The 22,387-nt window shown below is 68.2% G+C and carries 24 protein-coding genes; 18 read left to right on the forward strand and 6 right to left on the reverse strand.

All coding sequences use genetic code 11. The features are described 5' to 3' along the window. Positions 1-8: 8 nt before the first annotated feature. The gene (gene aroQ, locus FHR90_RS01430) at positions 9-458 is read right to left on the reverse strand and encodes a type II 3-dehydroquinate dehydratase (RefSeq protein ID WP_176624181.1); all 450 of its coding nucleotides are present in this window, start codon (positions 456-458) and stop codon (positions 9-11) included. A gap of 407 nt (positions 459-865) precedes the next feature. On the opposite strand from aroQ, the gene FHR90_RS01435 reads away from it, so the two are divergent. After that, entirely contained in the window at positions 866-1,459 is a 594-nt protein-coding gene (locus FHR90_RS01435) for a septal ring lytic transglycosylase RlpA family protein (protein WP_183274624.1), read from the forward strand. Between the two features lie 6 nt (positions 1,460-1,465). On the opposite strand, the gene FHR90_RS01440 is transcribed toward FHR90_RS01435, so the two are convergent. Next, positions 1,466-2,506, reverse strand: coding sequence for a YihY/virulence factor BrkB family protein (locus tag FHR90_RS01440; protein WP_176624460.1), 1,041 nt, complete (start codon positions 2,504-2,506; stop codon positions 1,466-1,468). A 340-nt stretch (positions 2,507-2,846) separates the two neighbouring features. Here FHR90_RS01440 and FHR90_RS01445 point away from each other — a divergent pair, with 340 nt between their 5' ends. After that, the gene (locus tag FHR90_RS01445; protein ID WP_176624462.1) at positions 2,847-3,983 is read left to right on the forward strand and encodes a type III PLP-dependent enzyme; all 1,137 of its coding nucleotides are present in this window, start codon (positions 2,847-2,849) and stop codon (positions 3,981-3,983) included. Between the two features lie 28 nt (positions 3,984-4,011). On the opposite strand, the gene FHR90_RS01450 is transcribed toward FHR90_RS01445, so the two are convergent. Then, positions 4,012-4,455, reverse strand: coding sequence for an acyl-CoA thioesterase (locus tag FHR90_RS01450; protein WP_176624464.1), 444 nt, complete (start codon positions 4,453-4,455; stop codon positions 4,012-4,014). Between the two features lie 83 nt (positions 4,456-4,538). Between FHR90_RS01450 and FHR90_RS01455 the strand changes: the two genes are divergently transcribed. Further along, the gene (locus FHR90_RS01455) at positions 4,539-6,032 is read left to right on the forward strand and encodes an RAD55 family ATPase (RefSeq protein WP_176624466.1); all 1,494 of its coding nucleotides are present in this window, start codon (positions 4,539-4,541) and stop codon (positions 6,030-6,032) included. Positions 6,033-6,056: 24 nt separating this feature from the next. Continuing rightward, positions 6,057-6,425 carry a response regulator gene (locus FHR90_RS01460; protein WP_176624468.1) on the forward strand — a complete coding sequence of 123 codons (369 nt, stop codon included), beginning with the start codon at positions 6,057-6,059 and terminating at the stop codon, positions 6,423-6,425. A 7-nt stretch (positions 6,426-6,432) separates the two neighbouring features. Here FHR90_RS01460 and ccmB read toward each other — a convergent pair whose 3' ends face one another. Further along, a complete protein-coding gene (gene ccmB / locus FHR90_RS01465) occupies positions 6,433-7,089 on the reverse strand; it encodes a heme exporter protein CcmB (RefSeq protein WP_183274625.1) in 657 nt (218 codons plus the stop codon). Next, a complete protein-coding gene (gene ccmA / locus FHR90_RS01470; protein ID WP_266152607.1) occupies positions 7,086-7,682 on the reverse strand; it encodes a heme ABC exporter ATP-binding protein CcmA in 597 nt (198 codons plus the stop codon). The genes ccmB and ccmA overlap by 4 nt, the downstream gene beginning before the upstream one ends. Before the next feature lie 153 nt (positions 7,683-7,835). On the opposite strand from ccmA, the gene acnA reads away from it, so the two are divergent. From acnA to FHR90_RS01495, 5 genes are all read left to right on the forward strand, one after another. Continuing rightward, positions 7,836-10,523: an aconitate hydratase AcnA gene (gene acnA / locus FHR90_RS01475; protein WP_176624738.1), complete on the forward strand. Its 2,688-nt coding sequence runs from the start codon at positions 7,836-7,838 to the stop codon at positions 10,521-10,523. 72 nt (positions 10,524-10,595) lie between these two features. Next, positions 10,596-11,045 (forward strand): hypothetical protein, encoded by a 450-nt coding sequence (locus FHR90_RS01480; protein WP_176624740.1) that lies wholly within the window; start codon positions 10,596-10,598, stop codon positions 11,043-11,045. Positions 11,046-11,136: 91 nt separating this feature from the next. Beyond that, positions 11,137-11,730 (forward strand): sigma-70 family RNA polymerase sigma factor, encoded by a 594-nt coding sequence (locus tag FHR90_RS01485; RefSeq protein WP_176624742.1) that lies wholly within the window; start codon positions 11,137-11,139, stop codon positions 11,728-11,730. Continuing rightward, positions 11,727-12,485, forward strand: coding sequence for an anti-sigma factor family protein (locus FHR90_RS01490; RefSeq protein ID WP_183274627.1), 759 nt, complete (start codon positions 11,727-11,729; stop codon positions 12,483-12,485). The genes FHR90_RS01485 and FHR90_RS01490 overlap by 4 nt, the downstream gene beginning before the upstream one ends. Continuing rightward, positions 12,482-13,318, forward strand: a complete 837-nt coding sequence (locus FHR90_RS01495) for a hypothetical protein (protein WP_183274628.1) — start codon at positions 12,482-12,484, stop codon at positions 13,316-13,318. The genes FHR90_RS01490 and FHR90_RS01495 overlap by 4 nt, the downstream gene beginning before the upstream one ends. Here the strand turns inward: FHR90_RS01495 and FHR90_RS01500 are convergent. Further along, complete coding sequence (locus tag FHR90_RS01500; protein ID WP_246329945.1) at positions 13,260-13,883, reverse strand: DNA-3-methyladenine glycosylase I; 624 nt, start codon at positions 13,881-13,883, stop codon at positions 13,260-13,262. The two genes, FHR90_RS01495 and FHR90_RS01500, sit on opposite strands and share 59 nt — an antisense overlap. Positions 13,884-13,972: 89 nt before the next feature. On the opposite strand from FHR90_RS01500, the gene FHR90_RS01505 reads away from it, so the two are divergent. The 9 genes from FHR90_RS01505 to FHR90_RS01545 all read left to right on the forward strand — a co-directional run bounded on the left by FHR90_RS01505 (position 13,973) and on the right by FHR90_RS01545 (position 22,171). Then, the gene (locus FHR90_RS01505; RefSeq protein ID WP_176624066.1) at positions 13,973-14,272 is read left to right on the forward strand and encodes a hypothetical protein; all 300 of its coding nucleotides are present in this window, start codon (positions 13,973-13,975) and stop codon (positions 14,270-14,272) included. Then, positions 14,242-14,958, forward strand: a complete 717-nt coding sequence (locus FHR90_RS01510; RefSeq protein ID WP_176624064.1) for a trypsin-like serine peptidase — start codon at positions 14,242-14,244, stop codon at positions 14,956-14,958. Before FHR90_RS01505 ends, FHR90_RS01510 begins: the two co-directional genes overlap by 31 nt. A 113-nt stretch (positions 14,959-15,071) precedes the next feature. After that, positions 15,072-16,544, forward strand: a complete 1,473-nt coding sequence (locus FHR90_RS01515) for a carbohydrate porin (protein WP_176624062.1) — start codon at positions 15,072-15,074, stop codon at positions 16,542-16,544. 151 nt (positions 16,545-16,695) lie between these two features. Beyond that, entirely contained in the window at positions 16,696-17,724 is a 1,029-nt protein-coding gene (locus FHR90_RS01520; RefSeq protein ID WP_246329946.1) for an NHL repeat-containing protein, read from the forward strand. Further along, positions 17,721-18,983 carry an iron uptake transporter deferrochelatase/peroxidase subunit gene (gene efeB, locus FHR90_RS01525; protein WP_183274629.1) on the forward strand — a complete coding sequence of 421 codons (1,263 nt, stop codon included), beginning with the start codon at positions 17,721-17,723 and terminating at the stop codon, positions 18,981-18,983. The genes FHR90_RS01520 and efeB overlap by 4 nt, the downstream gene beginning before the upstream one ends. A 95-nt stretch (positions 18,984-19,078) precedes the next feature. Next, positions 19,079-19,441 (forward strand): hypothetical protein, encoded by a 363-nt coding sequence (locus tag FHR90_RS01530; RefSeq protein ID WP_246329947.1) that lies wholly within the window; start codon positions 19,079-19,081, stop codon positions 19,439-19,441. A 54-nt stretch (positions 19,442-19,495) separates the two neighbouring features. Then, positions 19,496-20,920, forward strand: a complete 1,425-nt coding sequence (argH, locus tag FHR90_RS01535; RefSeq protein ID WP_176624692.1) for an argininosuccinate lyase — start codon at positions 19,496-19,498, stop codon at positions 20,918-20,920. Further along, positions 20,917-21,084 carry a hypothetical protein gene (locus FHR90_RS01540; protein ID WP_176624688.1) on the forward strand — a complete coding sequence of 56 codons (168 nt, stop codon included), beginning with the start codon at positions 20,917-20,919 and terminating at the stop codon, positions 21,082-21,084. Before argH ends, FHR90_RS01540 begins: the two co-directional genes overlap by 4 nt. Before the next feature lie 133 nt (positions 21,085-21,217). Next, the gene (locus tag FHR90_RS01545) at positions 21,218-22,171 is read left to right on the forward strand and encodes a glycosyltransferase family 2 protein (RefSeq protein WP_176624690.1); all 954 of its coding nucleotides are present in this window, start codon (positions 21,218-21,220) and stop codon (positions 22,169-22,171) included. The last annotated feature ends 216 nt before the right edge of the window (positions 22,172-22,387 follow it).

The following is a 22,387-nucleotide window of genomic DNA, read 5'->3' on the forward strand; positions in this document are numbered from 1 at the left end:
CCCGCTTCTCAATGTCCGGCGTCGTCCAGCAGATCGGCCATCGCGGAGAGGGCCAAGTCGTAGCCGCGGATGCCCAGGCCGCAGATCACCCCCACCGCGGCGCGCGAGACATAGGAATGATGGCGGAAATCCTCGCGCCGGTGGATGTTGGAGATGTGTACCTCGATCACCGGCAGCTCGACCGCCAGCAGCGCGTCGAGCAGCGCGATGGAGGTGTGCGAATAGGCCCCCGGGTTGATGACGATGCCGCGCGCCCGGCCGCGGCACTCATGCACCCACGACACGAGCTCGCCCTCGCCGTTGGTCTGGCGGAAATCGATCGCCAGTCCGGCGCGCTCGGCCGCCTGCGCGCAGAGCTGCTCGACATCGTCGAGCGTCGCATGGCCGTAGACCGCCGGCTGGCGCAGTCCGAGCATGTTGAGGTTGGGGCCGTTGAAGACGGCGACGAGCGGGCGCATGGCCGGGCGGTTAGCACGCCCGATGCTTCACGTCCAAGAGGCGTGGGGGTCGGAGGAATCGCCCGGCCGGGGGTTGCAATCCCGGCGGTCCCGTGGCCAGTAACGTCGCTGCGAGGTCGGTCGGCAAAATCCTCGATGCTGCAACGCAAAATAAGAAAAACTCGATATAACCCTGATTACGAAACAAGGTTTCGCTTGATCTTGAGAATGTGATCGTTCATTTTCGCGAGATCACAGGAGAGCGGACCGGATTTGTGCAGCTTCTGACCGATACCTCGGCCCCTTCGTGTTTTCGCTCCGGTTTGCGGCGTCTAGGCTTGGCCCTTGTGCTCCCGGTGGGGGTCGCGGCGATGTCGGTTTCGGCGGGTTCCCTTGCCTCTGCGCGGGCTGCCTCGGTGTCCACGGACATGACGGCCATCGATGACGGTCATCAACCCGTCCGTCCGGCCTGGCTGGCCTCGATCGGCCCGGATGGCCGGTCTCTTCCGGCCACTGCTGCCGTGGCGTCCCCTGTCGGCGATGCGCAGCCTCACAGCCTGGCCGATCGTGTCGGCGCGGCATGGCAGCAGCGCCTGCACAGCATCCGCGGCAAGGTGCGCGCGGTCGCGTCCTGGACCGAGCATGGCGTCGCCACCTGGTATGGAAGCTGGCACAAGGGCCGCCGCACCAGCAGCGGCGCGGTCTTCAACCCCGCGCTGATGACCGCTGCCCATCCCAGCCTGCCGCTGGGTACCCGGCTGCTGGTCACCAACACCACCACCGGCGACAGCGTGGTCGTCACCGTCAACGACCGCGAGCCGAAGCACCCCAACTCGATCATCGACCTGTCGCGCGGTGCCGCCTCGCGGCTCGGCTTCGTCTCGTCCGGCCGTGCGGCCGTGAAGCTCACCCGCCTCGAGCCTGGCCAGGACCCGGTCGAGGTCGCCGATGCGCCGGACGGCGTCTCCGGCCCCCAGCCCGCCCCCGAGGGCGCGGCGATGGGTCTGCCGGCCGCGGACTAGGCCGCCTCAGCCCTGCGCCACGTGGTCGGCGACGAAGGCGCCGCGTTCGCCGGGCGGGGCTTCGGGTCGGGTGGTGCTGTCGCGCCGGGTCTGGAGCTCCAGCTCCGAATTCAGCTCCGCGCCGAGCAGCACCACGAAGGCGGTGACGAAGAACCACATCATGATCGCCGCCACCGCGCCGAGCGGCCCGTAGGTCGCGTCATACGACGCGAAGTGGCTGACATAGAACGAAAATCCCCATGAAGCGATCAGCCACAGCGCCGTTGCCAGCGTGACACCCGGGGCAATCCATGGCCAGCGCGCCGGGGCACGTGAGGGGCCGTAACGATACAGCAGCGTGAAGGCGAGCGAGACAAACACGATCAGCGCCACCGGGGTGGCCAGTGACAGCATCCATTTGAGCTGGTCGTTCACCCAGGTCAGGCCCAGCCGCTCGGGCAGGAACTGCACCGCCGCCGGCAGGAAGATCAGCAGGCTGATGGTCATGATCGCGCCAAGGATCGCGCACAGCGTCATCGCCAGCGCGGTGGCCTGGAAGCGGACGAAGCCGCGGCTCTCCTTCTGGTCGTAGGCGATGTTGAGCGCTGACAGGATCGCCTTGGTGCTGGCCGAGGTGGACCACAGGGCGATGGCAATCGACACGATCAGCCCGATCGTCAGGCTGCCGCGCGGCCGGCTGACCAGCTCGTGTACACGATCGGTGATCATTGTGTACGCAACCCCCGGCAGCAGCCGTTGCAGCGCACGAAGCTGCGGCTCGACCGTGGCCGGGTCGAACACCAACCCATAGAGCGAGATCAGCGTCGAGATGGCCGGGAACAGCGCCAGCGTCGCATAGAAGGCGCAGCCAGCAGCGGCCAGCCCCATCTGGTCCGACATCATCTCGGCGACGGTGCGCTTGCCGACCTGCTTCCAGCCGGCGAGCGGGATGGCGAGCGGGCGTTCGGCATCACGGCCGAGGGCGCGTTCGATCTCTTCGGGTTCGAGATGCTGGTCGGCCGGAACGGTCATCGGACCGCCTGCGGTCGCCTGCGTTGCGTCGGACATCCACTCGCTCTCCGCCCACGAAACCGCGTCGATCCGCCAGGCTCGGCCATCGTCGCACTGTTAGAACAAAACGGTTGCGTTCGGTTCCCTGTGCAGTGGGAAAGAAATCGCACAAGGCCGCAAGATTTCTGTTGCACCAGGGGGGCGATGGCCTCATATGCGCCCCCTACGCAGCAACGCACGTGCCTCTGGCCCCAAGTGGTTACGCAACGACGTCAAGCGTTCTGGCACTCGGGTCCCCGCAAGGGACGCAAGCCTTGGTCGCTGGTTCGTTGGACCGTTTCGCAACTCTCATCCGTCGCCTCAACAGGCGGATGTTTCGTGGGAAAGGAAGGGCGCGATGACTCCCAAGATCGCGAAGTTCCTGGCTGAGCAGAATCCTGCGACGCCATGCCTCGTCGTCGACGTCGATCGCGTCGCCGCGCGCTACGGCGCGCTGGCCGACGCGCTGCCGCTGGCGCGCATCTACTATGCCGTGAAAGCCAATCCGGCCGCCCCGATCCTGTCGCGGCTGACCGCGCTGGGTTCGTATTTCGATGCCGCCTCGATCGAGGAGATCGAGATGTGCCTCGAGGCGGGCGCCGAGGCGTCGAAGATCAGCTTCGGCAACACCATCAAGAAGGTGTCGGCGATCCGTCGCGCGTTCGCCGCCGGCGTGCCGATGTTCGCCTTCGACTCCGCCGAGGAGCTCGACAAGCTGGCCGAGAACGCGCCCGGCGCGCGGGTCTATTGCCGCCTGCTGGTCGAGAACGAGGGTGCGGAGTGGCCGCTGTCGCGCAAGTTCGGCACCACGCTGGATCATGCGCGCGACCTGATGGTGCGGGCCCGCGAGCTGGGCCTCGACCCGTACGGGCTGTCGTTCCATGTCGGCAGCCAGCAGACCGGCACCGCGCCCTACGAGGCGGCGATCGGCCGGGTGGCGATGCTGTTCACCGATCTGGCCGAGGCAGGGATCGACCTGCGCATGGTCAATCTCGGCGGCGGCTTCCCGGTGCGCTATCGCGACGAGGTGCCCGGGATCGACGATTTCGGCCGTGCGATCATGCACGCGATGACCGAGCATTTCGGCAACGACCTGCCGGAGATGATCGTCGAGCCGGGCCGTTTCATCGTCGCCGATGCGGGGCTGGTGCGTTCGGAGGTGGTGTTGGTCAGCCGGCGCGGTGCGGACAACCCGGTGCGCTGGGTGTATCTCGACATCGGCCGCTTCGGCGGCCTGGCCGAGACCGAGGGCGAGTCGATCAGGTATCGCATCGCGACCGCGCACGACGAGACGGGCGCCGAGACCGGCCCGGTGGCCATCGCCGGCCCGACCTGCGACGGCGCCGACATCATGTACGAGCGCGCGAACTATCGCCTGCCGCTCGCCCTGCGCTCGGGCGACCTGGTCGACCTGCTCAGCACCGGTGCCTATGTCAGCACCTATGCGGCGCAAAGCTTCAACGGCTTCGCACCGCTCGCCGAGCACTACATCTGAGGGGGGTGGGGGCTTCGTGCCCCCACCTTCACATCGCCGCTTCGAGCGCCTGCCGCATCGCGCCGTCGATCGCGACCGGGCGGCGGGTCACGGTATCGATCCAGACCTGGGCGGAGGTGATCTCCGCCGCCGGTCGGTCCGAGCCGGCCTGGAAGATCCCGATCCGGTAGGTCAGCGAACTCCGGCCCAGCCGGTCGACCCGCAATCCGACGGTCAGCACGTCCGGAAAATGCGTCTCGCTGAGATAGCGCGCGCCATTCTCCACCGTCACCATGGTGCGTGCCTCGGCGAGCAGATCGTGGCGCATCCTGAACAGCGCGATCACCGTGTCGGCGAAGCGGTAATACGCGGTGTTGTTGATATGGCCGTTGGTGTCCTGGTCGGTATAGGCGGTGGGTACCTCGATGGTGAAGCCGTAGGCGCTGCGCGGCAGCGGCTCGGGGCGGGCCGGGGCGGGGGTCGGTTCTGACATTGCGATGCTTATCGCGTGAGCGGCGGCGTGCTGTCCATCCGGCCTCTACTCAAGATGTGACCGTCCGGGCTAGCTTGTGCGCCATGCAGCAGGCACCGCTTCCCAGATTGCGCACGGGTATCCCGGGTTTCGACGTACTGGTCGGCGGCGGGCTGATCGAAGGCACCTCGATCATCATCCAGGGGCGCCCCGGTTCGGGGAAGACCATCCTCGCCAACCAGATCGCCTTTCATCACGCGAGCCAGGGCGGCCGGGTGCTGTGCGCGACCGTGCTCGCCGAGCCGCACGAGCGGCTGTTCCAGTTCCTCTCGACGCTGAGCTTCTTCGACCGCGAGCGGGTCGGCGTCGACATCCAGTATGTCAGCGCCTTCGATACGCTGCGCTCCGGCGGCCTGGCCGCCGTGGTGGCCCTGCTGCGTCGCGAGATCATCCGCCATCGCGCCACGCTGATGCTGGTCGACGGGTTGCTGACCGCGCGCGGGGCGGCCGAGACCGCGCTCGACACCAAGATGTTCGTCGCCGAGTTGCAGGGCCATGCGGCGTTCGCCGGCTGCGGGGTGCTGTTCCTGACCTCCGCGCTGCTCGATGACGGCAGCCCCGAGCACACCATGGTCGACGGGGTGGTCGAACTCGCCGAACAGATCGGGGTGGCGCGCTCGTCGCGCTGGCTGACCCTGCGCAAGACGCGCGGCACGGCCGCCATCGGCGGGCGGCACGAGTTCGAGATCGGCGCCGATGGGGTGGTGGTGCATCCGCGGCTCGAGGCGTTGCTCGGCTTCTCGCCCGAGGCCGCCGAGATGAGCAATCCGACGCCCGAGGAGCTCACCGCCGAGCTTGCCGCCGACCGGCGGACCCCGCGGGTGAACGTCGCGATCGAGGGGTTCGACCATCTGCTTGGCGGCGGTCTGCCCTGCGGCTCCGGCACGCTGATCGCCAGCCCCTCCGGCGGCGGCAAGACGCTGGCCAGTTTGTGTTTCCTGGCCGGCAGCACGCTGGCGGAGCCCGGGCTGATGGTGGGATTCTTCGAACCCCCGGTGCGGCTGGTGCGCAAGGGGGAGGCGGTGGGCCTGCCGATCGCGCGGCTCGCCGGCAGCGGCGCGCTGCGCTTCCTGCATTGCGGCCTGGCGGTGCGCTCGATCGACGCGATCGGCCACGAGATCCTCACCGCGGTGTTCGACTACGGCATCAAGCGCATTGTGATCGATTCCGCCGGTGCCCTGTTCCGAATTGCATCAAACCCCGGGCGCGTCGTCGAGTTCTTCTTTGCACTCACCTCAGTGCTGCGGCAGCGCGGCGTGACGGTGCTGACGACCTGGGAGACGCCGGACATGACCGGTTCGACATCGACCGCGGTGATTTCCACCGATGCCGCCTCCGGTGCCCAGGGCGGGCTATGGTCGAGCCAGATCTATTCGTCCTGCGACAATCTGCTCAGCGTGCATTTCGATGATCGCGGCGGCGTGCTGCGCCGCATCCTGCGCGTGCAGAAGATGCGCGACAGCCACTATGACCCCCAGCAGCGCGAGTTGCAGATCGCCTCGGACGGGCTGCGTCTCGTCACCACCGCGGCGCTCTGAGTCCCGGATGGGGGTCGGGCGCGGATGACCACGATTCTCGTTGTCGATGATGAATATCTCGTCGCGGACGTGGTCGCCTTCGCGCTGGAGGATGCCGGCTACCTGGTGGTCACGGCGCCGAACGGCCGGCTGGGGCTGGAAGCGGTGATCCGCGAGCGGCCCGATCTGGTGATCACCGACTACATGATGCCGGTCATGAACGGCATGGAACTGGCCAGTGCCCTGGAGGAGCGTGCCGCCGCGGGTGCCCGGCGCATACCGGTGGTGCTGATGACCGGCGCGCAGCGCGCGCTCGCCCAGCAGAGCCCCGAGCTGTTCGCCGCCATCATCGACAAGCCGTTCGTGATGAGCGAGCTGATGCGGATCATCGGCGATCTCGTCGGACCGCCCTAGATTTGTCTCAGCCCTCGCGCAATGCCAGCCCGGCGGCGAGCGGGCAGACCGGCAGGGCCGCGCAGAGGAAGGCGGCCAGCAGCGCGAGATCGGATGTCGCGTCCAGCCCCAGCCGGGCGGCATCCGCCGCCGCGGCGCCGAAGATCAGCGGCGCGGTCGCCAGTGGCAGGGCGAGCAGCGGCAGCAGCAGCGTTCCGCGCCGCGCGCCCAGCGACACGCAGGCCGCCACCCCGCCGATCAGCGACAGGCACAGCGTGCCGAGGGCGAGGGCGGCCAGCCCGACCGGCGTCGGGGCGGCGCCCAGCATCACCTGCACCGGCACCGAGGCCGCGATCACCGGCACCCCGCAGGCGAGCCAGTGGGTGAGCATCTTGGCCGCCGCGATGGCCGGTGCCGGCAGGCCGGCGGCGAGCAGTTCGTCGAGCCCGCCATCCTCGTGGTCCGCGCCGTAGAGGCGTTCGAGCGGCAGCAGGGCGGCGAGCAGCGCCAGCACCCAGACGGTGCCGGTCGCCATTCGTGCCAGCAACGCCGGGCCGGGGCCGAGGGCGAGCGGAAACAGGGCCGCGGCGAGGGCGAAGAACAGCACCGCCGCGAGGCTGTCGCCCGCATGGCGGAGGGCCAGGCGAAGCTCGCGCACGATCGCGGCGGCGAACAGGCGCCTCATCCGAGCACGAGCCCGGCCGCGCCCGGCAGCGGCAGCGCGACATGGCTGGAGGCGACGATCATTCCGCCAGCGGCGCGGTGATCCGCCAGCAGCGCGCCGAGCCGTGCGACGGAGACCGCATCGAGCCCGACGCTGGGCTCGTCGAGCAGCCACAGCCGCGCTGGCGACAGGCTGAGGCGGGCCAGAGCGAGCCGGCGGCGCTGGCCGGCCGAGAGCATTCGCGCCGGCATCTCGGCGAGGGCGGCGAGATCGAGCCTGGCCAGGGCGGCCTCGATCGCGGCGTTGCGGTCGCGATGGTGGCAGGCGGCGAAGGCGAGGTTCTCGCACGCGGTCAGCGCCGGCTTGAGCGCGTCGGCATGGCCGAGCCAGCCGCGCGGCGGGGCATCGGCGAGCGTTTCGCCACCGAGACGGATCGTGCCGGAGCGGGGCCGCAGCAGGCCGGCCAGCGTGCGCAGCAGGGTGGTCTTGCCGGCGCCGTTGCACCCCGACAGCAGCAGCGCACCGCCGGCCTCGAGATCGAGGTCGAGATGCTCGATCACCGGCAAGCCGCCGCGCCAGATGCAAACGTCTCGCAACGCTAACCTGTACGTCACTGGTGGCTTGCCTCTGGCACCGGGGAGACTATGTTCGGCGCCAAGTTAACTGACTTGACCATTTTGCCGGCCGGGCGCACGCGGGTGGGCAGATCGGTCGCGGCGCGCAGACAAACGACAGCCGCCCTGCCTGGGCGGAAGGGAGACAGCCAGATGAAATCGGTCGGACACGACAGCCTCAAGACCCGCAAGACGCTCGATGTGGATGGCAAGACCTACCACTATTTCTCCATCCCCGAAGCGGCTGCGACGATCGGCGACGTGTCCCGCCTGCCTGTCAGCCTCAAGGTGCTGCTGGAAAACGTGCTGCGCTTCGAGGACGGGCGTTCCTACAGTGTCAAGGACGCCGAGGCGGTGTTCCGCTGGCTGGAGAAGGGCCGCAGCACCGAGGAGGTGCCGTTCAAGCCCGCGCGCATCCTGATGCAGGATTTCACCGGCGTTCCGGCGGTGGTCGATCTCGCCGCGATGCGCGACGGCATCAAGAGCCTCGACGGCGACCCGCAGAAGGTCAACCCGCTGGTGCCGGTCGACCTGGTCATCGACCACTCGGTGATGGTGGATGTCGCCGGCACGCCGGACGCGCTGCAGAAGAACGTCGAGATCGAGTTCGAGCGCAACGGCGAGCGCTATGCGTTCCTGCGCTGGGGCCAGGAGGCGTTCGAGAACTTCCGCGTCGTCCCGCCGGGTGCGGGCATCTGCCATCAGGTGAACCTCGAATACATCGCCCAGGCCGTCTGGACCGGCACCGTGGCCGGCGAGACCTTCGCGTATCCTGACACGCTTTACGGCACCGACAGCCACACCACGATGGTCAACGGCATGGGCGTGCTCGGCTGGGGCGTGGGCGGCATCGAGGCCGAGGCGGCGATGCTCGGCCAGCCGATCGCCATGCTGATCCCCGACGTGATCGGCTTCCGCCTGACCGGCAAGCTGCCCGAGGGGGCGACCGCCACCGACCTGGTGCTGACCGTCACCCAGATGCTGCGCAAGAAGGGCGTGGTCGGCAAGTTCGTCGAGTTCTTCGGGCCCGCCCTCGATCACCTGCCCGTCGCCGACCGCTCCACCATCGGCAACATGGCGCCCGAATACGGCGCGACCTGCGGTTTCTTCCCGGTCGATGCGCTCACCCTCGACTACCTGCGCCAGACCGGTCGCGACGAGCACCGCGTGAAGCTGACCGAGGCCTATCTCAAGGCGCAGGGCATGTTCCGCGATGAAAACAGCCCCGAGCCGGTGTTCACCGACACGCTCGAGCTCGACCTGTCCACCGTCGAGCCCTCGCTCGCCGGCCCGAAGCGTCCGCAGGACCGCGTCGCGCTGAAGGACGCCGCCTCTGCCTTCCTCAAGGAGCTGACCGGCAGCCTCGGCGTGCCCGCCAACGATGCCGGCAAGACCGCGCCGGTCTCGGGGACCAATTACGAGATCACCCATGGCGACGTGGTGATCGCCGCGATCACCTCGTGCACCAACACCTCCAACCCGGCCGTGCTGATCGCCGCCGGTCTCGTCGCCCGCAAGGCGCGCGCCCTGGGGCTGACGCCGAAGCCGTGGGTCAAGACCTCGCTCGCCCCGGGCAGCCAGGTGGTCACCGAGTATCTCGACCGCTCGAACCTGTCCCAGGACCTCGACGCGATGGGGTTCAACACGGTCGGCTACGGCTGCACCACCTGCATCGGCAATTCCGGCCCGCTGCGTGACGAGATCGTCGACGCGATCGAGAACAACAAGCTGGTCGCGGTGTCGGTACTGTCGGGCAACCGCAATTTCGAAGGCCGCATCAGCCCCAACGTGCGCGCCAACTATCTCGCATCCCCGCCGCTGGTGGTCGCCTACTCGCTGCTGGGCAACATCCGCGAGGACATCACCACCGTCGCACTCGGCACGTCGAAGGACGGCAAGCCGGTCTATCTGCGCGACATCTGGCCGACCAACAAGGAGATCGCCGACCTGATCGCGTCGTCGATCTCGCGCGAGCAGTTCATCGACCGTTATTCCAAGGTGGCCCTCGGCACGCCGGAGTGGCAGGCGCTCAAGGTCGAGACGGGTTCCGAGACCTACAAGTGGAACTCCGGCTCCACCTACGTGCAGAACCCGCCCTATTTCGAGGGCATCACCATGACGCCGGCGCCGCGCGGCGACATTCTCGGCGCGCGCGTGCTGGCACTGCTGGGCGACAACATCACCACCGACCACATCTCGCCCGCCGGCTCGATCAAGAAGGTCTCGCCCGCCGGCGAATACCTGCTCGAGCATCAGGTGCAGCCGCTGGACTTCAACTCCTACGGCTCGCGTCGCGGCAACCATGAAGTGATGATGCGCGGCACCTTCGCCAACATCCGCATCAAGAACGAGATGGTGCCGGGCGTCGAAGGCGGCATCTCCAAGCACTACCCGTCGGGCGACGTCGCACCGATCTACGACATCGCCACCCGCTACAAGGCGGAAGGCACCCCGCTGGTGGTGTTCGGCGGCAAGGAATACGGCATGGGCTCGTCGCGCGACTGGGCGGCGAAGGGCACCCTGCTGCTCGGCATCCGCGCGGTGATCGCCGAGAGCTTCGAGCGCATCCACCGCTCGAACCTGGTCGGCATGGGCGTGCTGCCGCTGCTGTTCGAGGAAGGCACCAACCGCCAGACCCTCGGCCTGGTCGGCGACGAGATCATCGACCTGCCGGGTCTGGAAACCATCACCCCGCGCATGACGGTGACGATGAAGATCACCCGCGCCGACGGTTCGGTGACCGAAGTGCCGCTGCTCTGCCGCGTCGATACGCTCGACGAGGTCGACTACTACAAGCATGGCGGCATCCTGCAGTACGTGCTGCGCGGCATGGCGGCCTGACCGTCCATCGCTGTCTGTGCCTATGGTGAAAGGGCGGCCCCGAGGGGCCGCCCTTTTTCGTTGGGGGGAGACGTGGTCGATCTGCTGATCGCATTGCAGGGCCTGCAGGTGCTGTTCCTTTGGCTGCATGACTGGGTGCCGGTGCCGCCGCTCAACGATGTGGCCGCGGTGCGGGCAGAGGACGGCACGGCGAAGCTCGCCCGCACGACCTTGATCCAGGCGGCGCCGTGGACGATCGGCCTGGTGGCGAGCGCATATTTTGCCAAGGTCGGGTTTCCGCCCTGGCTGCGCTGCTGGCTGTGGGTCAGCTACGGTCTGCTGTTTGCCGGCGAGATCCGCGCCTGGTGGTCGCCCTATCTGGTCGAGGCCGAACCCGCGCGTGCCGCCCGCTACCGGCGGCTGTTCGGCCGCACGGCGTCGTTCCTGCCGCAGCGCAACGGCATGGCGCCGAACACCCTGCATTGTCTGCTGCACGCCTGCACCCTTGCCACGTTGCTCGTGCTGGCCTGGGTGAGCATCTGACCTCCTTGCGCTCCGGGAATAAAATGCCGCTCCCGCCGATCTGTCTGGCAGTGTGGTGTACGACCATGGCCGGCGAAGCGGACGGGGAGAGATGCGCAAGATCGAGCGATCGCGTCTGCTGAGGCCACGCCTTGCGTTTTCGGCTGACGCGCCGAAGCCGCAGGCGACCGCGCGGGCGGACCGCTTCCGCGAGATCATGCTGCCGCATCTCGATGCCGCCTATAATTACGCCCGCTTCCTCAGTCGCGATCCCTACCGCGCAGAGGACATCACCCAGGATGCGTTCCTGCGCGCCTTTCGCAGCTTCGACACCTGGCGGGGCGAGGCGGCGCGGCCGTGGCTGCTGCAGATCGTGCGCAACTGCTTCCTTGCCTCGCTGCCGGATCGCGACGCGGCCACAAGCGAGCCGTACGGGGGCTCGGAGCCGGTCGAACTGCGTCATCCGGAGGTCGTTGTCGCCGAGAGGGACGAGGCGACGCTGCTGCGGCAGACCATCGCCAGCCTGCCGGAGCCGTTCCGCGAGACGCTGATCCTGCGCGAACTCGATGAGCTGTCCTACAAGGAGATTGCCGAGCTGACCTGTGTTCCGATCGGCACCGTGATGTCGCGCCTGTCGCGTGCGCGCAGCCTGCTGGCCGAACTGCTGCTGCCCGAGGGCCCGTTGCGGGCGGGGGTGGGGCGATGAGCGCGTGTCCTGACAGGCTGCTGCTGCTGCACGGTCTGTCCGACGGCGAGCTAGACGCGGCGAACACGCTGGCGATCGAGACGCATCTGCGGAGCTGCGAGGGCTGTGCGGCGGAGTATGAGCGCATCACCGCGCTACGGGCACGAATCGCACGTGCGGGCGTGCGCTATCCGGCTCCGGAATCGCTTGGCAGGGCCATCGGGCAGGCGATCGCCCCGCTGCCGCCGGCGCCGTCGCTGCAGCGGGGCTGGGTCGGCACCGCGACGGGCGCGCTGGGCGGGCTTGCAGCCGGCATCGCGCTGATGCTGGCATGGCCGTCGCGTCAGCCGGGCGCCGACGCGCTGCCCTCCGAGCTGGTCGCCGATCACGTGCGCTCGCTGCTGGCCGGGCACCTGACCGATGTGCAGACCTCCGACCAGCATCTGGTCAAGCCATGGTTCAACGGGCGGATCGATTTCGCGCCCGCGGTGCCGGAACTGTCGGCGGACGGGTTTCCGCTTGCCGGCGGGCGGCTCGACTATGTCGATGGCCGCACGGTCGCGGCGATCGTCTATCATCGGCGTCTGCACAGCATCAATCTGTTCGTCTGGCCGTTTTCGGGTGATGCGCCGAGCGGGGTCAGTGTCCGCCATGACGACGGCTTCAACCTCGTGCACTGGGCGCAGGGCGGCCTGGGTTACTGGGCGGTGTCGGATCTCAACACGAAGGAACTGCTGCAATTCCAGCAGAGCTTCGCCAGCAGGAGCATCGGATGATCCAGGCCGCGCCGCCACCCCGGCTTCCATCCGCTCCTGCCCCGCGGCGCGGGACCGTCGCCTTGCTGCGCGACGCAGGCATGAGTGCTGACGGGACTGCCGTCCGTGCGGTCGCTGCACGCGGCGCGTGGTCGGCCGAGCGGGTCTATTTCACCGGCCTCGCGCTGGCCAGCGCGATCGTCATCTTCATCGGCTTCTCGCCAACCTATTTCCTCAGTCGCTGGCTCGCGCCGCCGGACTCGACGGCGCTTGGCCTGCTCGCGCATGTCCACGGTGCCGTGTTCACGAGCTGGGTGCTGCTGGGCGTCGCGCAGCCAGCATTGATCGCGGGCGGAAACCGTGCGCTGCACAGGCGTCTCGGCTGGGCCGCCGCGGTGCTGTTGCCGGCGATGGTGGTGCTGGCCGTCGCCCTCGGCATCCAGACCCTTCGCGTCGCCGCCCACGACCCGTCCGTGCATTTCACCATACCGCCGTGGCTGTTGTTCGCGCTCAACCTGCAGTCGCTCCCGGGCCTGGTCGCGCTGGTCGGGTTGGCGATGGCGTGGCGGCGGCGCTCGGCGGTCCACAAGCGACTGATGGCGTTGAGCTGGGGGCTGCTGACGGCGCCGGCCGTGGGCCGGATCCTGATCCACCATCATTTGCCGGTGCTCTATGCCATGGCCGCCATGCCGGTGGTGATGCTGAGCGGCATCGTCTTCGATCTGGTCACGCGCCGTCGGATCCATCCCGTCTGGCCGATCGGCGGTCTCGCGGCGATGGGCTCCGGCCAACTGTTCATGATGTTCGCGCATACGCCTGCGTGGAGGGCGTACTGCGCCTGGCTGGCGGGATGAACATCGCCCGCGCGGCGTCGCAATCGGCACGGCAGGCACAGCCCGGCGCATGATCGTTGACGATGCCGGCGGCCTGGAGGAACGCGACCATCGTGGTCGGGCCGACGAAGCGCCAGCCGCGACGGCGCAGGTCCTTCGACAAGGCGGCCGCATCGGCGATCGACCAGACATGCGCTGCGAGTGACCCGGACTCGTGCCGCAGCGCGGGCAGCAGCCGCGCATTGCCGATCACCGCCTCGATCTTGCCGCGATGGCGCACGATGCCGCGGTCGGCGAGCAGGCGGGCGATGTCGGTCTCGGTGAAGGCCGCGACACGCGCCGGATCGAAGCCTGCGAAGGCAGCGCGGAAATTCTCCCGCTTGGCGAGGATCGTGCGCCAGCTCAGCCCGGCCTGGAAACCCTCCAGGGACAGCATCTCGAACAGGCGCGTATCATCGGCGACAGGGTGGCCCCACTCGGTATCATGATAGGCGATATACTCCGCGTCGGCGAGGCACCAGGCGCAGCGTTCGATGCCGTCCGGGCCGGTCTGGGTCGCCATCATGCCGCCACGATGGCGCGGCATGGCAGCGGCGTCGAGTGGCGGCCGGGCGGATTCCCAAACGGCGGGTCGTCGGCTAGAAGACGACGCGTCGGACGAAGGGCAAAAGGCAGATGGAACACGCAGCCGGATGGGTGCTCGGCCTGATCGCGACCCTGGCCGCGCTGGTGATCGCGGCGATCGTTGCGATCGAACATTTCGCCCGTTCGGCGCTGGGCGGCATCGGTATTGTCGGCGATGCGCAATCCGGCCTGCTGATCGTGCTGTTCCTGTTGCTGGCGGTGGCCGCACTGCGTCTGTTCGGGCGGCTGTTCATCGTGCTGGTGCTGGTGTTCCTGGTGCTGTGGCTGTTCAACGTGGCGGTGCCGCACCGGCTGCTGCTGTGGGATCCCACGCAGGGCATCCCGGCCTGAAGCGCCTGCTCGCAGCACTGCTGTGGCTCGCGGTTCCGGCGGCGGCTCAGGATGTGCTGCCTGGCCTGCGCGGTGGTGTCCGCGTTCCGGCCGATCTCGATCACGGCGCCTTCCGTGCGCTGTTGCGTGTGCAGACGGAGCTCGGGGTGAAATGCACCGGCTTCATGGTCGCACCGGCGATCGCGATGACCGCGGCGCATTGCCTGTATCTCGGCAAGGTGGGGCGCTTCATCCAGCCCGGCTCGGTGCATGTGCTGCTGGGCTATCGTCTCGGCGCCTATCGCGCGCATGCGCGGGTGCGCCGGTTCGTGATCGCCTCCGGCTACGATCCGGCACACCCCATCGCCACGATCGGCGAGGATCGCGCCGTGTTGCTGCTGGATCATGCGATCGCCGATGCGGGGTCGATCCTGCCGGTGGCGGCGGTGCCGTCGGGCGGGCAGGTGGCGGTGCGGGTTGCGGCCTATGACCAGGATCGCGCCGAGCTCGCGCTCTCCTCACCGCCCTGCGCGCTGACCGGTTCGGTCCGCGATGCGACCGGTGCCGCGGTGCTGACCCAGGATTGCTCCATCACCCACGGCGCGTCGGGCGCGCCGCTGGTGGCGGTGATCGACGGGCGTGACAGCGCTGTCGGCATGGTGGTGGCGGGGGCGGCGGCGAGCAATCTGGCGGTTCCGCTCAGGTAACGAAATCCGACGCTGCGTTTCGAGTTGCAACCGCGACTGCGAACCACTCGCAATACCAGAACCGATCGCGTAGCGTCCGCCGCACTTCGAAAACGGGTGGGTCGGGACGGCGGATGATCGGGTGGCGGAGACGGGGCATCGCGCTGGTGGCGCTGGCGGCATGTCTGCCGTCCGGGCGGGCCCATGCCGCGCCGCCGCCGCTGGCGGCGCCGATCAACCTGACCGGCACCAGTGCCACGGCGGTGGGCGGCCGGACCAACTTCCTCTCCAACCTCAACCGCAGCAACTACATGTTGGGCGACCTGTTCGGGGTGCGGACCTTTCTGGCGCGCTATGGCATCTCGCTGGCGGTGCAGGAGACCTCCGAGGTGCTGGGCAATGTCAGCGGCGGCATCCACAAGGGCGCCGATTATGACGGGCTGACGCAGATGATCCTGCAGCTCAATACCGACCGTGCGTTCGGCTGGCACGGCGGTCTGTTCAATGCGAGCGCGCTGCAGATCCACGGCCGCAATCTCTCGGCCGACAATCTCGGCACCATCCAGACCGCATCGGGCATCGAGGCTGACCGTGCGACGCGGCTGTGGGAGCTGTGGTACGACCAGAAATTTCTCGACGAGGATGCCGCCGACATCAAGATCGGCCAGCAGAGTGTCGATCAGGAGTTCATCACCAGCGCCAATGCCGCGCTGTTCGTCAACACCATGTTCGGCTGGCCCGCGGTGCCGTCCTACGACATGCCCGGCGGCGGCCCGGCCTATCCGCTGTCGGCCCCCGGCATCCGCCTGCGCTGGCGCTTCACCGAGGCGCTGACGGTGCTGACCGGGGTGTTCTCCGGCAACCCGGCCCCCAATCGCGACGGCGATCCGCAGGCGCTCAACGCCTCGGGCACCAGCTTTCCGCTCGACACCGGCACGCTGGTGATGACCGAGATCCAGGATGCCTATCCCGGTCTCGGCGCGATGGAATATCCCGGTGCCGGCGCACCGCTCGGCCATGTCTACAAGCTCGGCTTCTGGTATGATTCCGATGGCGTGGACGACCAGCGCTTCGGCAATGACGGGTTGCCGCTCGCCGATCCGGCCAGCAACGGCATCACCCGCCATCATCGCGGCAATTTCGGCGTCTATGGCGTGTTCGACCAGATGTTGTGGCGGCAGTCGAGCGATCCGAACCGCACGATGAGCGTGTTCGGCCGCGCGCTGTTCGCCCCGCAGGCCGACCGCAACTTCCTGCGCGCCTCGCTCAATCTCGGCGTGACCTATCGCGAGCCGATCAAGGGCCGCGCCGACGATACGGTGGGACTTGCGGTTGGCTATGCACGGGTGAGTTCCTCGGTCAGCAATGCCGATCGCGATGCGCGCGATTTCGGGCAGGTGCCGGGTGATGGCCTGCAATGGCCGATCCGTCGCAACGAGACCTTCATCGAGACCACGTATCAATACCAGATGCGGCCGTGGTGGCAGATCCAGCCGGATTTCCAATACGTCTTCAACCCCGGGGGCGGGATCGCCAACCCGAACGACCAGAGCAGGAAAGTGAAGGACGAGGCGGTGATCGGAGTGCGTACCAATGTCCTGTTCTGATCGCGCTGGTGCGCGCACCGCTCCAGAGAAATCGAAAGTTCTTTGGTTCTTTCTTTCAAGAAAGAACATCCTTCTTTTTTCGCTGCTTGTGTGTGGCACAACACACGCCGCCGACCGCGCCGGCTTTCTCGAGACCATCCACAAGCACCGGATGGTGACCTCGACGGTGACGCCGAACGGCGACGTCAACCCTTACGCGATCGTCGTCGCACCCGCGAGTGCGGGGATGATCGAGAAGGATGACGTTCTGGTCGACAATTTCAACAACATCTCCAACCTCCAGGGCACCGGCACGACGATCATCGGCTACCGGCCGTCGACGAAGGCGACCTATGTGTTCGCGCGTCTGCCGCAGCACCTTGCGCAATGTCCGGGCGGGGTGGGGCTGACCACCTCGATGGCGATGCTGAAGACCGGCTGGGTGATCGTCGGCTCGACGCCGTCCACCGACGGCACCACGGCCACCAAGGGCGATGGCTGCCTGATCGTGATCGATCCTCAGGGCCATCCGGTCACCGCCTGGTCGGGCGCTCATATCATCGACCCCTGGGGCAACATGGCGGTGAGCGATGCGGGCGGGCAGGCGACGCTGTTCGTGTCGATGGCGGGCGAGGGCATCCCCTCGCCGGACGTGACCGATCCGCAGACGCATCTGCCGGTGATCGTGCGAAAGGCCTCGGTGCTGCGCATCGACCTGCGCATTCCCGACGGCAAGCCGCCGGAAATCGCCTCCGAGACGGTGGTGGGTGACGGGTTCTCGCAGCGTGCGGATCGCGACAACTTCCTGCTCGGCCCGACCGGCGAGGCGCTGGCGCCGGATGGCACGCTGTATGTGACCGACGGGCTCGACAATCTCGTCGTCGCGATCCCCGACGCGCTCACCCGCACGACTTCGGCCGGCACCGGCCGGGTGGTGACGAAGGACGGGCTGCTGGCCTGGCCGCTGGCGCTGGACTGGACGCCGGAAGGCCATCTGCTGGCCTGCAACGGCAAGGATGGCCGCGTGGTCGAGATCGACCCGAAATCGGGGCAGCAGATCTATGCGCAGTGGATCGACAACGACCAGGCGCAGTCGCCGCCGGGCAATGGCGATCTGTTCGGCATCGCGATGATGCCCGACCGCAAGGGCTTCTATTACGTCGAGGACGACATGAACACGCTGATGGAGGCGCGGCCGTGAGTTCGGGACGGCGCGGCTTCCTCGGCGGGATCGGGCTGGCGGGTCTGGCCGGGGCGGTGGCCGCGTCGCAGCGATCCGCGCGCGCGGCGCGCACGGCGCCGCTCGCACCGGTGGCCGGCGGCGGCATCGTGCCGTTCTTCGGTGCGCATCAGGCCGGGATCGCCACACCACAGCAGCGCGCCATCTACTGGGCGGTGTTCGACATGGTGGCGACGACGCGGCCGGAGCTGGCGAAGCTGATGGCCGACTGGACCGCGGCGGCGGCGAAGCTCTGTGCAGGGGCGGGGCTCGACGATGCGACGCCCGATCCCGCGCAGCCGGGGCGCGACAGCGACGATACGATGGGGATGCGCCCGGAGCGGCTGACGCTGACCTTCGGGTTCGGGCCAACCCTGTTCAGCAAGGACGGCGCGGACCGGTTCGGCCTCGCGGCGCGGCGGCCGGCGGCGTTCGTCGACCTGCCGCAGTTTCCGGGCGACCAGCTCGTGCCTGGGCGGACGGGGGGTGACCTGTCGGTACAGGCCTGCGCGGATGATCCGCAGGTGTGTTTCCATGCCGTGCGCCAGCTCGCGCGGCTTGCGGACGGGGTGGCGAAGCTGCGCTGGGTGCAGGCCGGGTTCCTCGCCGACTATGCCGCCGGGCAGACGCCACGCAATCTGATGGGGTTCAAGGACGGCACCATCAATGTCGCCACCGGAGAGGCGCGCGCGATGGACCGCTTCGTCTGGGCCGATGCGTCGCAGGGCTGGATGGCGGGCGGCAGCTATCAGGTGGCCCGGCCGATCCGCATCGCGCTCGAGCACTGGGACCGCATGAAGCTGGGCTTCCAGGAACAGACCTTCGGCCGTCACAAGGCCTCCGGTGCGCCGATCGGCTGTCGCCGCGAGTTCGACCGGCTCGATCTGGATGCCAACGATGCCGACGGCAACCCGGTGATCGCCGAGAACGCGCATGTCCGTCTCGCCGCGCCCGAGACCAATGGCGGGGCGCAAATCCTGCGGCGGTCCTATTCCTACGACAACGGCGTCAGCTATGTCGCCGAGCGCTGGCCGCCCTGGCGGCAGGGCATGGAATACGATGCCGGGCTGCTGTTCATCTGTTACCAGGCCGATCCGCGCGCCGGGTTCATCCGGCTGTTCGAGAAGATGAGCCGCTTCGACATGATGAACCAGTTCACCACCCATGTCGGCGGCGGCCTCTTCGCCTGCCCGGGCGGGGCGCGGCCGGACCGCTATGTGGGCGAGGCGCTGCTCGGCTGAGGCGTGCCGGTCTGCCGCAGATTCGCCACAGATCGGGCGAATGGTCGCATCATGGCTGGCGGGAGGCTGCCGGCCGATCGCTCATGGAGCCGTTCATGTCGTCTCGTTCTGTCCTGATGCTCTGCGCCGGCGTGCTCGGTGCGTCGTTGGTCGCCCCGGCCGCTCTCGCCGAGCCGGGCGGCTGCCTCAAATATGGCGCGGTCGGCGGGGTCGGCGGGCATCTCGCCCATCACGGCGTGCTCGGTGCGGTCGGCGGTTGCGCGACGGGCATGTATGTCCGCCATGAATATCGCAAGGAAGCCCGGCAGAAGGCGGCGCTGTGGGACCAGGAGCACCCCGGCGACAAGCGCTCCTATGCGAACAAGGCGGCCGCCTATGATGCCGAGCACAATACCCAGCCCGGCCAGATGAACGCGGCCCCCGCACCGGCCGGACAGGCTCCCGCCCATTCAATGTGAGCGATGCGGGCGGTGCGATTGCGCCGCCCGTTCGCGACCGATACGGTCCGGCGCATGACTCGACCCGACACCCCTGCCCAGACCAGCCCGGCCGCCAACCAGCAATGGGGCGGCCGGTTCGCTGCCGGCCCGGCCGAGATCATGGGCCGGATCAACGCCTCGATCGGCTTCGACCAGCGCTTGTGGCGACAGGACATCGCCGGCTCGAAGGCGCATGCGGCGATGCTCGGCACGCAGGGGATCATCGAACCGGCCGATGTGAGCGCCATCACCGCCGGGCTCGACGCCATCGCCGCCGAAATCGAGGCCGGGCGTTTCAGCTTCGACGAGGCGCTGGAAGACATCCACATGAATGTGGAAGCGCGGCTGTCGGCGGCGATCGGCGATGCGGGCCGCCGGCTGCATACCGCGCGCTCGCGCAACGACCAGGTGGCGACCGATTTCCGCCTCTGGGTGCGCGACGCGATCGACGCGCTCGATGCACAGGTGGTCGGGCTGATGGTGGCTCTCGCCACCCGCGCGGCCGAATATGCCGCGACCCCGATGCCCGGGTTCACCCATCTGCAGACCGCGCAGCCGGTGACGTTCGGCCATCACCTGCTGGCCTATGTGGAGATGCTGTCGCGCGATCGCGGCCGGCTGCGCGATGCGCGCGCGCGGCTCAACGAGCTGCCGCTCGGCTCGGCGGCCCTTGCCGGCACCTCGTTTCCGATCGACCGCCATGCGGTGGCAGCCGCCCTCGGCTTTGACCGGCCGACGGCCAACTCGCTCGATGCGGTCTCGGATCGCGACTTCGCGCTCGAATATCTTTCGGCCCTGTCGATCCTCGCCGTGCATCTGTCGCGCCTGGCGGAAGAGATCGTGATCTGGTGCTCGCAGCCCTATCACTTCATCCGCCTTTCGGACGCCTACACCACCGGCAGCTCGATCATGCCGCAGAAGCGCAATCCGGATGCCGCCGAGCTCGCACGCGCCAAGTCGGGCCGCATCACAGGCGCCCTGGTCGGGCTGCTGATGGTCATCAAGGGCCTGCCGCTGGCCTATGCCAAGGACATGCAGGAGGACAAGCAGCCGGTGTTCGACGCGACCGACGCGGCCGGCCTTGCGCTCGCCGCGATGGAGGGCATGGTTCGCGATCTGGTGGCCGACGCGGCGGCGATGCGGGCCGCGTCGGGGAGCGGCTATGCCACCGCGACCGATCTGGCCGACTGGCTGGTGCGGGTGCTGAAGCTGCCGTTCCGCGATGCCCACCATGTCACCGGCCAGATCGTCGCACTGGCCGAGCGGCAGGGTGTGGATCTCGCCGGGCTCGAGCTCGCCGCGATGCAGTCGGTGGAACCGCGCATCACGGCGGCGGTGTTCGACGTGCTCACCGTCGAGGCGTCGGTCGCCTCGCGCACCTCCTATGGCGGCACCGCGCCGGGCAATGTGGCGGCACAGGCGGCCGGATGGCTGCAACGGCTGGAGATCTCACGATGACTGCGCGCAGGCCTGCCCAGGTCGCCATCACCACCGGGTTGATCGCGGCGATGATCGGCATCGCGCTGGCGCTCGGACTGTCGGGCTGCGGCAAGAAGGGTGCGCCCAGTCCGCCGGGCCCGGCGGACGAGATCCATTATCCGAGGATCTATCCGGCGCAGTAGGATCTTCTTTTTCTGAAGAAAAAGAAGCAAAAGGACTTTTGTCCGTCAGAGTCCGCGCGGATAATCGAAAGTTCTTTGGTTCTTTCTTTCAAGAAAGAAGACTTTTCTTTTTCGTGTGAGTTGGTCTGACGAGATGAGCGACTATGCCGACGTGGCGGTGCTGGTGCCCTGCTACAACGAGGAAGCGGCGATCGGGACGGTGGTGCGCGATTTCGCAGCCCACCTGCCGGGGGCCGCGATCTACGTCTATGACAACAACTCCTCCGACGGCACGGCCGAGGTCGCGCGCGCGGCCGGTGCGATCGTCCGCCGCGAGCCGTTGCAGGGCAAGGGGCATGTGCTGCGGCGGATGTTCTCCGACATCGAGGCCCATATCTACGTGCTGGTCGATGGCGACTCGACCTACGATGCGGCTTCCGCGCCGGCCATGGTGGCGCGTCTGCGCGACGAGCGGCTGGACATGGTCAATGGCGCGCGCGTCACCGAGATCGAGGCGGCCTACCGTCGCGGCCACGTGCTGGGCAACCGCGTGCTGAGCGGCCTGGTGGCCGGGATCTTCGGCGACCGGCTGCGCGATCTGCTGTCGGGCTACCGGGTGTTCTCGCGCCGCTTCGTCAAGTCCTTCCCGGCACTGGCGGCCGGGTTCGAGACCGAGACCGAGCTCACCGTGCATGCGCTGGAACTGTCGATGCCGATCGCCGAAATCGACACCCCCTATCGGGAGCGTCCGCCCGGTTCAGCCTCCAAGCTGTCGACCTACCGCGACGGGTTCCGCATCCTGCGCACCATCGTCGTGCTCGCCAAGCAGGAGCGTCCGTTCGCCTTCTTCGGGCTGATCGCGGCGGTGCTGGCGGTGATCGGGCTGGGGCTCGCCGCCCCGGTGGTGCTCACCTACCTGCACACCGGGCTGGTGCCGCGGCTGCCGACGGCCCTGCTGTCGACCGGGCTGGAGGTGATCGCCTGCCTGTCGTTCTTCTGCGGCCTTGTGCTGGATACCGTGTCGCGGGCGCGGCTGGAGACCAAGCGGCTGTTCTATCTCCAGCACTCCATCGAATCTGGGCGGAATGCGCCTGGAACGGCCATCTGACGCGCGTTTTCTCCGCTTCGGTGCTCACGGCCATCCAGGCCGCTCCGCTCCGATGCTCGAAAGCCTCACGTCATCTGACCATTCCAGACCCATTCCGCCGTGCGGGCAGGAGACGGCGCGTGCGCCTGGAACGGCCATCTGACGCGCGTTTTCTCCGCTTCGGTGCTCACGGCCATCCAGGCCGCTCCGCTCCGATGCTCGAAAGCCTCACGTCAT

The sequence above is a fragment of the Endobacter medicaginis genome (assembly GCF_014192375.1).
Taxonomy (GTDB): Bacteria; Pseudomonadota; Alphaproteobacteria; order Acetobacterales; family Acetobacteraceae; genus Endobacter; species Endobacter medicaginis.